Origin of the sequence: Streptomyces sp. NBC_00086 (assembly GCF_026343255.1) — a bacterium.
GTDB lineage: Bacteria > Actinomycetota > Actinomycetes > Streptomycetales > Streptomycetaceae > Streptomyces.
This window is the reverse complement of record NZ_JAPELZ010000001.1, coordinates 1,856,244-1,868,555: the sequence shown is the minus strand read 5'-3', so window position 1 is coordinate 1,868,555 and position 12,312 is coordinate 1,856,244. Positions and strand designations below refer to the sequence as shown.

Annotated in this window: 13 protein-coding genes; 3 read left to right on the top strand and 10 right to left on the bottom strand. The window is 68.5% G+C overall.

Features of this window, described 5'->3' with window-relative positions; genetic code table 11:
- The first annotated feature begins 129 nt into the window (after positions 1–129).
- Both mshA and OG276_RS08205 read left to right on the top strand, forming a co-directional pair.
- Positions 130–1,428 (top strand): D-inositol-3-phosphate glycosyltransferase, encoded by a 1,299-nt coding sequence (gene mshA, locus OG276_RS08210; RefSeq protein WP_266912617.1) that lies wholly within the window; start codon positions 130–132, stop codon positions 1,426–1,428.
- Between the two features lie 230 nt (positions 1,429–1,658).
- Positions 1,659–1,973: a hypothetical protein gene (locus tag OG276_RS08205; protein ID WP_266903806.1), complete on the top strand. Its 315-nt coding sequence runs from the start codon at positions 1,659–1,661 to the stop codon at positions 1,971–1,973.
- Between the two features lie 116 nt (positions 1,974–2,089).
- Here OG276_RS08205 and OG276_RS08200 read toward each other — a convergent pair whose 3' ends face one another.
- The 10 genes from OG276_RS08200 to OG276_RS08155 all read right to left on the bottom strand — a co-directional run bounded on the left by OG276_RS08200 (position 2,090) and on the right by OG276_RS08155 (position 10,954).
- A complete protein-coding gene (locus OG276_RS08200; protein ID WP_266903805.1) occupies positions 2,090–3,142 on the bottom strand; it encodes a helix-turn-helix transcriptional regulator in 1,053 nt (350 codons plus the stop codon).
- A 94-nt stretch (positions 3,143–3,236) separates the two neighbouring features.
- On the bottom strand, positions 3,237–4,238 hold the full coding sequence (locus OG276_RS08195; RefSeq protein WP_266903804.1) for a LuxR C-terminal-related transcriptional regulator: 1,002 nt from the start codon (positions 4,236–4,238) through the stop codon (positions 3,237–3,239).
- Between the two features lie 54 nt (positions 4,239–4,292).
- Positions 4,293–4,694 carry a Fur family transcriptional regulator gene (locus OG276_RS08190; RefSeq protein WP_266912615.1) on the bottom strand — a complete coding sequence of 134 codons (402 nt, stop codon included), beginning with the start codon at positions 4,692–4,694 and terminating at the stop codon, positions 4,293–4,295.
- Positions 4,695–4,848: 154 nt separating this feature from the next.
- The gene (locus tag OG276_RS08185) at positions 4,849–5,706 is read right to left on the bottom strand and encodes a bifunctional 2-polyprenyl-6-hydroxyphenol methylase/3-demethylubiquinol 3-O-methyltransferase UbiG (protein ID WP_266903803.1); all 858 of its coding nucleotides are present in this window, start codon (positions 5,704–5,706) and stop codon (positions 4,849–4,851) included.
- Positions 5,707–5,928: 222 nt separating this feature from the next.
- Positions 5,929–6,408, bottom strand: coding sequence for a GNAT family N-acetyltransferase (locus OG276_RS08180; protein WP_266903802.1), 480 nt, complete (start codon positions 6,406–6,408; stop codon positions 5,929–5,931).
- A 130-nt stretch (positions 6,409–6,538) separates the two neighbouring features.
- Entirely contained in the window at positions 6,539–7,450 is a 912-nt protein-coding gene (locus OG276_RS08175; RefSeq protein WP_266903801.1) for a M56 family metallopeptidase, read from the bottom strand.
- Entirely contained in the window at positions 7,447–7,836 is a 390-nt protein-coding gene (locus OG276_RS08170) for a BlaI/MecI/CopY family transcriptional regulator (protein ID WP_266903800.1), read from the bottom strand. Before OG276_RS08170 ends, OG276_RS08175 begins: the two co-directional genes overlap by 4 nt.
- 182 nt (positions 7,837–8,018) lie before the next feature.
- Positions 8,019–8,300, bottom strand: coding sequence for a metal-sensitive transcriptional regulator (locus tag OG276_RS08165; protein WP_266903799.1), 282 nt, complete (start codon positions 8,298–8,300; stop codon positions 8,019–8,021).
- A 10-nt stretch (positions 8,301–8,310) separates the two neighbouring features.
- Positions 8,311–10,569, bottom strand: a complete 2,259-nt coding sequence (locus OG276_RS08160; RefSeq protein ID WP_266903798.1) for a cation-translocating P-type ATPase — start codon at positions 10,567–10,569, stop codon at positions 8,311–8,313.
- Positions 10,570–10,663: 94 nt separating this feature from the next.
- Positions 10,664–10,954, bottom strand: a complete 291-nt coding sequence (locus OG276_RS08155; RefSeq protein ID WP_266903797.1) for a heavy-metal-associated domain-containing protein — start codon at positions 10,952–10,954, stop codon at positions 10,664–10,666.
- Positions 10,955–11,130: 176 nt separating this feature from the next.
- Here OG276_RS08155 and OG276_RS08150 point away from each other — a divergent pair, with 176 nt between their 5' ends.
- Entirely contained in the window at positions 11,131–12,078 is a 948-nt protein-coding gene (locus OG276_RS08150) for a hypothetical protein (RefSeq protein WP_266903796.1), read from the top strand.
- Positions 12,079–12,312: the final 234 nt, after the last annotated feature.

The window sequence follows — 12,312 nt, the reverse complement described above, 5'->3', positions numbered from 1 at the left end:
GCCCTCAGACGCAAGACAGTAAAACGGCAAGATCCCCCCTTCGCCGCGTGGTGCGCCGGCCGGCCACGCGGCGGGCGCAGGGCACGTGGCCCGTTCCCATAGGAGCTCCACGTGTCCCTGCGCGTCGCCATGCTCAGTGTCCACACCTCGCCGCTCCACCAGCCCGGCACCGGGGACGCGGGCGGCATGAACGTCTACATGGTTCAGCTCTCCCGCGCTCTCGCCGAACAAGGCATTGAAGTAGACCTCTTCACCCGCTGTCGCGGTGAGGGCCGGCCGTCCCAGGTCGACCTCGCCCCGGGTGTACGAGTCCGCCATCTGCACGCGGGGCCCCGCGCCGCCCTCCCCAAGGAGGACATGCCGGGTCTGGTGGTGCCGTTCTCGCTGGCGCTGATGAAGGAGAGGCGGCGCTACGATCTGGTCCACTCCCACTACTGGCTCTCCGGCCAGGCCGGCCGCATCGCCGCCGCCGGTTGGGGGATACCGCTTGTACACACCGCACACACCCTCGGCCTGGTGAAGAACGCCGCCCTCGCCGCCGGCGACACCCCCGAGCCCGAGCTGCGGATCCGGGGCGAGCAGCAAGTCACCGCCTCTGCGGACAGGCTGATCGCCAACACGGCAGACGAGGCTGGGGCGTTGCGGGGCCTCTACGGGGCGTCGGCACCTCGTGTCGACGTGGTCCGACCGGGCGTGGATCTGGACACCTTCCACCCCGGTGACGGTCGGGCAGCGGCGCGGGCGCGACTCGGGTTGCCCACCGGGGCCTTCATCCCCGTGTACGCGGGACGAATTCAGCCACTCAAAGGGCCGGATGTCCTCGTGAGAGCGGTCGCCGAGCTCCTGAGGACCGACTCTGCGCTGCGCAGCCGTCTTCTTGTCCCGGTGGTCGGCGGACACTCGGGCGCCGGACCGGTCGGCGGACCCTGGGACCTGGCGCGCGAGCTGGGGGTGGCGGACGTACTCCGGTGCCTTCCGCCCGTGGTGCAGGCGGAGCTGGCGGACTGGTACCGGGCGGCGGACGTTCTCGTGGTGCCCTCGCGCAGCGAGTCCTTCGGGCTGGTCGCGCTGGAGGCGCAGGCGTGCGGAACCCCTGTACTGGCGGCGGCCGTCGGTGGACTGCCGACGGCCGTGTGGGACGGGGTGACCGGAGTGCTGGTGCCCGGCCACGATCCGGTGGACTACGCCCGCTGCCTGCGGTGGTTCGCGCAGCATCCCGAGGTCGTCGTGAGCATGGGCGGGGCCGCGGTGCGCCATGCGCAGGCGATGAGCTGGCAGGCCGCGGCCACGCGGACGCTGGAGGTGTATCGGCGCGCACTGTGTGCGCAGCGGCCTGCCGGAACGCAAATGAGGCAGGAGCGACGGCACGCTCCTGCCTCACCGGCGCTTCCCTCCTGGAGGGTGGAGAAGGCCGGAATACCAGCCTAACATCTCTTTTGGTCTGACCAAAGAACTGGAACTGTAACGTCTGTATGAACTCTCGCGGGATCGTGGCGTGTTGACGTCTCTTGTCTCATCCACGCCATGGCGTTTCCACGCATGGAGGAATACTGGATTCAGCCTTGGGAGTGCGACAAGAATAGAGATGTCTTCAAGGGGATCCCGGCGGCACGGGGCCTACGAAGGCGGAAATCGCATTCCACATTCCTGGAGGAATCATGTCTGCTGGGCACACCACCGGAATTCGCAAGACGGCCGGCCAGTTCGCCCTCGCGCTCCTGCTCTGTACCGCGGTCGCCGGCGGAGCGGCGGTCGCGGTATCCCCGTCGGCGACCGCTTCGCAGCGCTCGGTGGCCGAGGGTTCCGACCCTGGTGCTCCGTCCCCGAGCCCGTCGAACGGCAACGGCTGGGACTTCGCCAAGCCGACCCCGGCGTCGGCGGACGGTGCCGACACCCCGGTGCCGTCTCCGACTCCGTCGAACGGAAACGGCTGGGACTCCACCAAGCCGGCCCCGGTGGCTCCGGGCAATTGACGCCGACGAAGCGCGCCCCGTGATCGCCGCTCCAGGCGAACACGGGGCTTTTCGGCCTTGCGGTCCGAAGCGGCGCGTCAGTATTCGCCACTGTGCAGGTCGGAATCGGGCAGGAGTCAGTCGAGCCAGCCGAGCCGATAGGCGCGTACGCCGGCCTCGAAGCGGCTCGACGCACCGAGCTCCTGCATCACCTCGGACAGCATGCGACTCACTGTCCTCAACGAGACTCCCAGACTTCGGGCGATCTTTTCGTCCTTCATGCCCGAAGCCAGCATTTTGAGAGCGGCCCGCTGCTGTTCGGACAGGCCGTCCCCGCCGCGTTCGGCAGTGACGTCGTCGCCGTACGGAGTCGCCGTGTGCCAACAGTGCTCGTACAGCGCCAGATACGAGCGGACGAGCGCCGGCCCGCGAGCCAGGATCGCGCCGGCGGCCCGGTCCTCGCGGTGGACGGGGAGAACGGCGAACTGCTGATCCGCGATGATCATGTTCATGGGGACCGCGGGGGACAGCCGGATCTCGACGCCCACTTCTACCCGGCGGCGCAGCATCTCGGCTGCCTCCGGGGATGCGGTGATGCGTTGGTGGTAGATGGCGCGGATGCGCACGCCGTTCTCGATCTGCCTCAGATCCCGGCTGAGTACGCGGTCCGCGACCTCGCGCACAAGGGCGGTTACGTGCATGGACGCGAGGTTGTGCTGGATGACATCCGTGATGTCCTCCAGCGCCTGCTGGATCCTCCGGTAATCACTGAGAAGCTCTACCTCGACTTCGGAGCCGTTCAGCGAGCCGGGCCGAAGAAATCTCCCCACTAATGCTTCGAGAGTGCTGTAGGCACGGTCGGACTCGTCCAGATGCTCCCGGAGACGCTCGCGCTCCTGCTGCAGCATGCGGAGAAGAGCGATCTCGGGGTCGACCACGGCAACCGTATCCGGTCCGGACTCCCAGGTACCCGCCTGGAGATCGGCACGTGTGGCGTGGGTGGTGCTGGTCGGCACGATGAGGCCGAGGGCGATCAGTTCCGCACGTCGCTGTTCGTACTCTTCCGGCGGTAACTTCAGCTCATCGAAGACCTCGTCGAGATTGGACACCCCGCGCTGGCGGAGTTCCTGGTAAAGCGCGAGAACCCTCTCGGCCGACTGGATACCGCTGCTGTCGTCACCCGTCGACATTGTGAAGTGACCCCCCTGATCATCAGAATGCCCGCCACACCTTGCCACACGCCGGGACAAGAACTTCCGGCCCCGAAGTGGCTTGTGGGGCAGGTCACGCAGGGCCCTCCGGCGTGCTGCTCCTCGCGTCCAGCCAACCGAGACGGGCCGCCTTGACCCCCGCCTCGAAGCGGCTCGCGGCCCCCAACTCCTGCATGATTTCCGAGAGGAGGCGACTCGCGGTGCGCAGGGACACCCCCAGGTTGCGGGCTACCTCCTCGTCCTTTACGCCTGAGGCGAGCATGTGAAGTGCGGCTACCTGCTGTTCAGACAGCCCGTCGCCGCCGCGCTCGGCAGGGGAGTCCTCCCCGTGGGGCGTCGCGCAATGCCAGCAGTACTCGTACAGCGCCAGGTACGAGCCGACCAGTGCGGATCCCCGCGCGATGATGGCGCCCGCGGAGAGATCGTGCAGGTCGATGGGTAGGAGGGCGAAATTCTCGTCCGCGAGGAACATGTTCATCGGGACCACGGGGGAAAGTCTTATTTCCACCCCCAGTTCGGCTCGATCTCGCAGGTGCCGCGCCATGTCCGGTACAGAGGCCGCGCGGCGCCCATACATGGCTCGCACCCTCACACCGCGCGCCAGCTGTCGCCGATCTTCTTCGAGCGTCTGTTCGCTCTCCTCGCGGCCGACCGCTCCTGTATGCATGGTCTGACGGTCGTGTGCCACGGACTCGGAGATTCCGGCTCGCTCCAGGTGGACGCGGCTGAGGTCGGTCACGATCTCGACCCCGATCTCACGCTCGGGTGTGGCGCCGGCCCGCAAGACGGGCCCGGCCAGAATGTCCAGGGTGTCGTGGAAGCGGCCGGTCTCTATCAGCCGGTTCTGCAGGCGTTCCCGTTCGGCACGGAGGAGCCCGAGCAGTGCGATGCCCGGTTCGACGGCAGTGCGGCTGTCTCTGGCCCCGTGGTGATCAAGTAGACCGAGTCCGGAAAGCTCGGCCAGACAGCGCTCGCGCTCTTCGGTCGAGAATCCGAGGGAGGCTGCGATCTTCTCGACTCCGGACTCCGGGCGCTCACGAAGCTCAAGGTAAAGCGCGAGGGTCTGGTCGCCCACTCGCGGACCGATCCCGTACCTGCTCAGAGTGCAGCACCCCCTCCGGACTCAGGCTCAATCCCCCGCTGCACGGAGGCAGTCGGGGCACAAGCCCTTGAACACTACATCCGCTTCGCCCATCTGCCACTCCTGGAGACCCTCGCCGATCGCTTTCGGCACCTCGGATTCCACGTTCTCCACCCGGCCGCAGCGCACGCAGAGCGCATGCTGGTGAGGTGTGCCTGAGATCTCGAAGACGGCCGGCAGTCCAGGGCGGTCGAACTTTGTGGCCAAGCCCGTATCGAGGAAGTGGCGAAGCATCTCGTAGACGGCCTGGCTGGTCAGGGTGCCGAGCCGCTCACGGGCGGTCGCGGTGATGGTCTCGACGTCCATGTGGCCACCCGCTGCCATGACCTGGAGCACCTCCAGGCGGGGCCCTGTGACCCGCAGTCCTACGTCACGGAGGCGCTGGATCACCGCCTCACGGCCCGTTGACACCTGCACGCCAGCCACTCCTCCGCCACCCCTGTCAGCAGGTGTCCATCACCTGGTCGACCCAAAGGTTTGAGGGCATCGTACCTCTTGCCTGCCCGACTGGGAGGGAAGTGGGCGGAGTCGGTCGCTGCGGTCGTCAGGCGTGGGCCCGGCAAACGAGGAACACGCTCTCGGTCCGCTCGTCGATACGGCGGCGTCGCCGGCCCTCGATGCGGAGTCCGGCCGCGTGCAGCTCGTCCGTGAGCCGTTGCGGGTCGATGACCCACTTGTCGGTGGTCAGGACCACCCGCTCCGAACTCGACTTGCCCGTCCGGACCGCGTAGTACGTGATGCGCTCGCTCATGTCCGCCAAGTCGAAGACCTGGCGAGCCACCACCCACTCCTCGATCCCGTCGAAGCGGGGAACTTGGAAAGCCCAGGTGCGGTGGGGATCCTCGGACAGCCCCCGCAGCTGGTGCGCCGTGTAGTCAAGGGCGAGCGCGCCGCCGGGGTCCAGGTGTGATGCGATCTCGCGCAGTAGTTCGGGGCGCACCCGTGGCGATACGGCAGAGACCATCGTCCCGGCGAGCAACGCCAGACGGTACGTGCGCCGCAGGTGCAACTCCGCGAGGTCGGCGCGAGTGGGGATCACCAGCCGCGACACCTGCGGCCCGATCCGTCGGCCCCACGTCTGGAGCCGTTCCAGGCTCGAAGCGTCCCGGTCGACAGCCTCGACGAGGAAGCCGTGCCGGGCGAAGGGAACGGCGAGTCGACCCGCCCCTGAGCCGAGGTCGAGGACCGGGCCGCCAGTGGCCCGAGCCAGCCTCAAGTAGCGGACGATGTCGGCGCTGTGGGGGCCGAGCAGTGCGTCGTGCAGCCACACCGAGTCATTGTCGACGGGAGAGGTCGACTCGAGGCCGGGCAGGTATTCCGCGGTGGCGCGGATGCTGGTGCCCAGTGCCTCACACTGTCCCGTGTATTCGGACGGCAGGACCGGCACAAGCGCTGCAGGCACGACGGGCAGGGAAGTGCCGCTCGGTGTGTGCATCGCTCCTCCAGGGGCTCGTCCGGTCCAGCGGTCCCGGCGAGGTTCCGTGCCGCCGGGGCCGCGCCGTTGAGGAAATCCTGTCCCGTAGGGCGGCGACGGACCAGCGGAAAGGGCTGCGTGAACACGCGATGGCGTGGATCTGCCACGGTCTGGAGAGATGCGGGGTAGCGGCTTTGGCCCCGCGGCATGTCAGAGAGTGCGGCCGAGCCGGAGCGGCGTGACGAGGGCGAAGCCGTGGTGCGTGAAGAACGGCAGCGCAGGGTCCTGCTCGATGGGAAGGCCGATTCGTTGTGAGGTGGCGCCATACGCGACCATCCGTATGGTGACCGCCGCAAGTAATGCCGTACCCACGCCTTTGCGGCGCCGGCCGGGAGCCGTGCACAGGGCGTATATCTCACCCTGGGTCGGAACGGCGACGCCACCTGACGCAACACCGTGGATGATGCCGTCCGCGTCCGCGGCCACTAGCCAGCCCAGCCAGCCCGGTGCCCCGCCGGGCATTTCGATTTCAGCTCTTAGGCGGGGCAGGGCGCACTGGTCGGAAACCAGCCGCTCGGTGCCGGTACGGCCGAGGATTTGGCAGTAGCTGTCGCGAATCCCCTCGGCGAGAAGGTGGGAAATCGATGTGGCGTCATTAGATGCTGCCGTCCGGACGTGAGCCAGCAGCATATGTCCATACCTCTCGCCGTTCCCGGTTCCGCGCTCGCACGCGCCCACAATAGCGGGGAATTCGAGCGAGGGAAGCCAGTGTCAAATCTACGAATTCGCTTAGTAATTAGAGTGGTTGGGGCCGGGGCCGCTACCCCGGCACCGAACAACAGGCGAGGATCAGCGGGGTGATGGCCGCCGCCACTGCCGTGACCGCGAACAGCCCACGCAAGACGGGGTGTCCCGAACGGTGCGGAGTGAGGATGCGGCGCATGCGCAGAGCTGCCGAGGGGCCGCTCGCCGCGAATGCCTCGCGCGGTGACCGTCCGACTGCCAGCGTGTAGAGCGCCGTGGCCAGTGCCTCCCGCGAACCGGCACGCATCGCTTGATCGTCCGCTGCCATCTCCAGCAGGAGTGGTACGGCCTCGCCGCCGAGCCGGGCCAGCGGCAGCCCGGGGAAGACGGTTGCGTATGCTCTGGCCGCCGCGACAAGCAAATGATGACGGCCCGCGATGTGGGCCCGCTCGTGCCGGAGGGCAGCGGTCAACTGAGGATCCGTCAGAACGGCGACCGCCCCTGACGAGACCACCACCTGGCGCGACCGCCCGGGAAGGCAGTAGACCGCAGGACGTGCGTCGTCCAAGACGGTCGCTCCCAGCCTCGCGTCGTAGCGACCGACCAATTGCAGTAGTCCTGCGTGTCGGGACCGGGCCCGACGCGCCCGCAGGACCTCACGCAGGAAGCCGGTGACGGGCAACGTCAGGACGGCGAGAGCGGTAGCCGCCGCGGCGTATTCGAGACCGGTCGCGTGCCTCAGTTGGTGAACGGAGGGAAGGGTCAGGGTCAGGGGCATGTCGACGAGCCGGTGGCTGATCCTGCCGGGGAGTAGCAGTTGTGCCGGGATCAGGGCCACCGCGAGCGCGAAGATCAGTCCGCATGCCGTCCACACGGTGAGCGCCAGCCGCGGAACCTGCTGGGCCCAGCGGGCGCGGGCCAACGTCCAAGGCAGCAACGCGCCGGTGGCGAGGGCGAGTCCGAGGGGAGGTAGAACATGGTGGTTCATTGCCCGCTCCGGGGGCCGCTGGCCGGTCGGTCGCGCCGGGCGGCGCGCAGTACGGCGTCCAGCGTTTCCACGTCCTCGTGGGACATGCGTTCCACGAAATGCAAGAGGGCGGCCTCGCGGTTCTGGCTGTCGCCGAGCGCGTCCTGCATGAGGCCTGCCGTGTACTCCTCGCGACTGCGGACCGCCTCGTAGAGCCACGCGCGACCGGCCTTCTCCCGGCGCAGCCATCCCTTGCGGTGAAGGATGTCGGCAACCGTCATGACGGTCGTGTAGGCGACCTGGCGCCCCCGGTTTATGTCGTCGACGATCTCGCGTACCGTAGTGGGCCGTTCCCACAGCCATACCCGGTCCATTATCTCGGCTTCCAGCTCTCCCAGCCGGCGCACGCGCATCCCCCTCGCCCCTCGGCCCCTCGCGAGCGGCTCATCGTACGGGTCGCCACCGCAAAACCGACATACCCCCGGTGGGTATTCTGGTGTGAATTCGACGTCAACACCACGGACCGCCCCCGAAGCGTGGTCTTCCTCGCTCGGGCGCGGTCCGTGGTGAAGCCGTGCGGGCCATGAGATCAGGCTCGGATGAGCCGGGCGATGGCTTTCGAGGCCTCGCCCACCTTCGCCTTGGCCTGGTCCCCACCCGCGGTGATGGCCTCGGTGACGCAGCAGCTGAGGTGTTCGTCCAGCAGGGCCACCGCGCACGACTGCAATGCGGCGTTGATCGCGGCAACCTGCGTGAGGACGTCGATGCAGTAGGAGTCCTCGTCGACCATCCGCTGGACCCCGCGCACCTGTCCCTCGATTCGGCGCAGGCGTCTGATGATGACTTCCTTGCTCTGTACGTAACCGGCCACGGGAGGCTCCTCAGTTGTCGGCGGCCTGGAAGCCACGCAGTCGCAGGCTGTTGCCGACGACGAAGACGGAGGAGAAGGCCATGGCCGCTCCGGCGATCATCGGGTTGAGCAAGCCGGCCGCGGCGAGCGGCAGGGCGGCCACGTTGTAGGCGAAGGCCCAGAACAGGTTCGAGCGGATGGTGCCGAGCGTCTTGCGAGCGAGGCGGATCGCATCCGCCGCAGCCCGCAGGTCTCCTCGTACGAGCGTCAGGTCACCCGCTTCGATGGCGGCGTCCGTGCCGGTTCCCATGGCCAGGCCGAGGTCGGCCTGGGCGAGAGCGGCCGCGTCGTTGACGCCGTCGCCGACCATCGCGACGCTGCGGCCCTCGGCCTGCAGCTTCTTGACGACATCGACCTTGTCCTGGGGCATGACCTCCGCGATGACCTCGTCGATCCCGACTTCGGCGGCGACGGACTCGGCGACGGCCTTGTTGTCACCGGTGAGGAGGATCGGCTTGAGGCCCAGGGCGCGCAGGCGCCGGATGGCTTCCGCGCTGGTCTCCTTGACCGCGTCGGCGACCTCCAGGACCGCGCGTGCCTCTCCGTCCCAGGCCACCGCGATGGCGGTGCGACCGGCGGCTTCGGCCTCCGCCTTGGCGCGCTCCAGTTCCACGGGCAGCTCCATCGCCCATTCGGTGAGCAGCTTCTCGCGGCCGACGAGAACCGCGTGGCCTTCGACGACGCCCTGGACGCCCAGTCCGGGGATGTTGGCGAAGTCCTCCGGGACGGGCAGCGCGCCGACCTTGGCGGCGGCGCCGGCAGCGACGGCCTGCGCGATGGGGTGCTCGGAGGCATGCTCCAACGCTCCTGCCAGGCGCAGCACTTGGCTTTCGTCGGTGCCGTCCGCGGTGTGCACGGCGAGCAGCGCCATCTTGCCGGTGGTGACCGTACCGGTCTTGTCCAGGACGATGGTGTCGACCTTGCGGGTGGTCTCCAGTACCTCGGGTCCCTTGATCAGGATCCCGAGCTGGGCGCCGCGGCCCGTGCCGACCATGAGGGCGGTGGGGGTGGCGAGGCCCAGGGCGCAGGGGCAGGCGATGATCAGTACGGCGACGGCGGCGGTGAAGGCGGCCGCGAGGCCGGAGCCGGTGCCGAGCCAGAAGCCGAGGGTGGCCAGGGCCAGACCGATGACGACCGGCACGAACACGGCGGAGATCTTGTCGGCGAGCCGCTGGGCTGCGGCCTTGCCGTTCTGCGCGTCCTCGACCAGCTTGGCCATCCGAGCCAACTGGGTGTCGGCGCCGATGCGGGTGGCCTCGACCACGAGGCGCCCGCCGGCGTTGAGGGTGGCGCCGGTGACGGAGTCCCCGAGCGAGACCTCCACGGGGACGGACTCGCCGGTGAGCATGGAAGCATCCACCGCGGAGGAGCCCTCGACGACGGTGCCGTCGGTGGCGATCTTCTCTCCGGGGCGTACCAGGAAGCGGTCGCCGACTTGCAAGTCGGCTGTGGGTAGGGTGACTTCGCGGCCGCTGCGCAGCACCGTCACTTCCTTGGCGCCGAGTTCCAGCAGCGCCTTGAGGGCGGCGCCGGCCTTGCGCTTGGACCTGGCCTCGAAGTAGCGGCCGGCGAGGATGAAGGCAGTGACCCCGGCTGCAGCCTCCAGGTAGATGTTTCCGGCGCCGTCGGTGCGGGCGATGGTGAACTCGAAGGCATGAGTCATCCCGGGCGTGCCGGCAGTTCCGAAGAACAGAGCCCACAGTGACCACAGGAACGCGGCGGTCGTACCCACCGAGATCAGTGTGTCCATGGTGGCCGCGCCGTGCTTGGCGTTGGTCCAGGCGGCGCGGTGGAAGGGCCAGGCGGCGTACGTGACGACGGGCGCGGTCAGGGTGAGCGAGAGCCACTGCCAGTAGTCGATCTGCAAGGCCGGGATCATGGCCATGGCGATGACCGGCAGGGCGAGCGAGACGGCGGTGACGAGCCGGTGGCGCAGAGGGCGCAGCTCGTCGTGCTCGTCCGGGTCCTCCACGCTGTCGGGCGAGCCGTTCGTACGGGGCGGCGCAGGCTCCTGCGCCGTGTATCCGGTGGCCTCGACGGTGGCGATCAGGTCCGCGACGGAGATGTCGGCGTCGAAGGTGACCTTGGCCTTCTCGGTGGAGTAGTTGACGGTCGCCTCGACGCCGTCCATGCGGTTGAGCTTCTTCTCGATGCGGGCCGCGCAAGAGGCGCAGGTCATGCCGCCGATGGCGAGCTCGACCTGGGCGACGCCGGGAGTGATGGTGGTCATGAGGGCTGCTCCTCGTTCGAGCGCGGGGTGGGGGCCGGGGCCCGATGGACGGACTGGGCCCCGGCGGCCAGGTTGGTCGGGGTCGGGCTGGGTGTCAGACCCGACCGGTCAGCTCGTAGCCGGCGTCGTCCACCGCCGCGGTGATCGCGGCGTCGTCGGGGTCGCCAGCCGTGGTGACGGTGACGAGGCCGCCGGCCACGTCCACGTCGACGGAGAGGACCCCGTCGAGCGCGCTGACGGACTTGGTGATGGCGGTCTTGCAGTGTCCGCAGGTCATGCCCGACACGCGGTAGACGGTGGCGGTGCTGTCGACGACGGCCGTGGCGGTCGTCGATTCGCTGGCGTTCGTGCTGCAGGTGCCCTCAGAGGTACAGCAGGAAGACATGGGCTTCTCCTTGATCGATTCAGATACCCACAGGGGGTATCCGGACTGACTTCAGATATACCCCCCAGCGGTATCTCTCCGCAAGTGTTCCCTCGGCTTGACTTGGTACCCCCCAGGGGTATCTTGGGCCTTATGGAACCGCTGGACGCGGCACTACGTCGTACGGGAGAGCAGCCATGAACACCGGAGTGAAGACCGCCGTCTTTGCCGCCGCACTCGCAGCGACTTTCGGGGCCGCCTACGGGGTCGGAGCGGGCGTAGGGCCCGTAGGTACACCGGCGAAAACCGAACATGCGGGCCACGCGGCACCGGCGTCGACCGATGCGGGCGCCGCCGGGCACGGAGCTCATGAGGAGGCCGCCCAAGGGTCGGCGGCCGGGGGCCTGCAGGTGTCGGAGGGCGGCTACACGCTGGCCCTGGATACCCCGCAGATCGCCGCGGGTCAGGGTGAGCTGAAGTTTTCGATCAAGGATGCGGAAGGCCGCAAGGTCACCGCGTACAGGACCGAGCACGGCAAGGAGCTGCACTTCATCGTTGCCTCACGCGACCTCACCGTCTATCGCCATCTGCACCCGGTGCGTGCGGACGACGGAACGTGGTCGACGCCGGTCGACCTTCCTGCGGCGGGGGCGTATAAGGCCTTCGCCGACTTCGCCCCCGCTGCGGAAGGCGCGAAGGGCGTCACCCTCGGCGCTGACCTGTCGGTGCCTGGGGCGTACGCGCCGAACCCCGTGCCCCCGGCCGCGGCGGCCGCGGAGGTGGAGGGCTATCAGGTCACCCTTGGTGGGACCCTCGACCCCGGTAAGGCCGGCGAACTCAAGCTTTCGGTCAGCAAGGACGGCAAGCCGGTCACGAACCTCGAGCCCTACCTCGGGGCATACGGCCACCTCGTCGCCCTTCGCGACGGAGACCTCGCCTACCTGCACGTCCACCCCAACGAGGGCGGCCCCGGCCCGGACGTCTCCTTCACTGCCACGGCCCCGAGCGCAGGAACCTACCGGCTCTTCCTAGACTTCCAGCACGGGGGCAAGGTTCGGACGGCAGCCTTCACAGTCCAGGCAGGCGGATCCGTCGCCCCGGCAGCGAACGCCACCACGGCCGAGCCGGGTGGGCACTCCCACTAGGGTGGCGGGGTGGCTCCTGGAGGAGGGCTCGCAGTACCTTGTGAGCCCCAGCGGCACGCGGCCGTAGACGGCCATGATTCTTGGCTCGGTGGATGTCGCCTGACCCTCACCTGTAAAAGGTGCCCCGCCCGTCGCTCGGGCGGGGCACCTATGTATTCGCCCGACGTTCAGTGGAACAGATAGCTGCAACCCATCGTTACACCAATACCCCCTGGGGGTAAAGCGCCGATAGGA

Excerpts from the sequence above, each read along its gene's own strand:
- mshA (WP_266912617.1), top strand. The coding sequence starts at position 130 with ATGCTCAGTGTCCACACCTCGCCGCTCCACCAGCCCGGCACCGGGGAC.
- OG276_RS08205 (WP_266903806.1), top strand. The coding sequence starts at position 1,659 with ATGTCTGCTGGGCACACCACCGGAATTCGCAAGACGGCCGGCCAGTTC.
- OG276_RS08200 (WP_266903805.1), bottom strand. The coding sequence starts at position 3,142 with ATGTCGACGGGTGACGACAGCAGCGGTATCCAGTCGGCCGAGAGGGTT.
- OG276_RS08180 (WP_266903802.1), bottom strand. The coding sequence starts at position 6,408 with ATGCTGCTGGCTCACGTCCGGACGGCAGCATCTAATGACGCCACATCG.
- OG276_RS08175 (WP_266903801.1), bottom strand. The coding sequence starts at position 7,450 with ATGAACCACCATGTTCTACCTCCCCTCGGACTCGCCCTCGCCACCGGC.
- OG276_RS08160 (WP_266903798.1), bottom strand. The coding sequence starts at position 10,569 with ATGACCACCATCACTCCCGGCGTCGCCCAGGTCGAGCTCGCCATCGGC.
- OG276_RS08155 (WP_266903797.1), bottom strand. The coding sequence starts at position 10,954 with ATGTCTTCCTGCTGTACCTCTGAGGGCACCTGCAGCACGAACGCCAGC.
- OG276_RS08150 (WP_266903796.1), top strand. The coding sequence starts at position 11,131 with ATGAACACCGGAGTGAAGACCGCCGTCTTTGCCGCCGCACTCGCAGCG.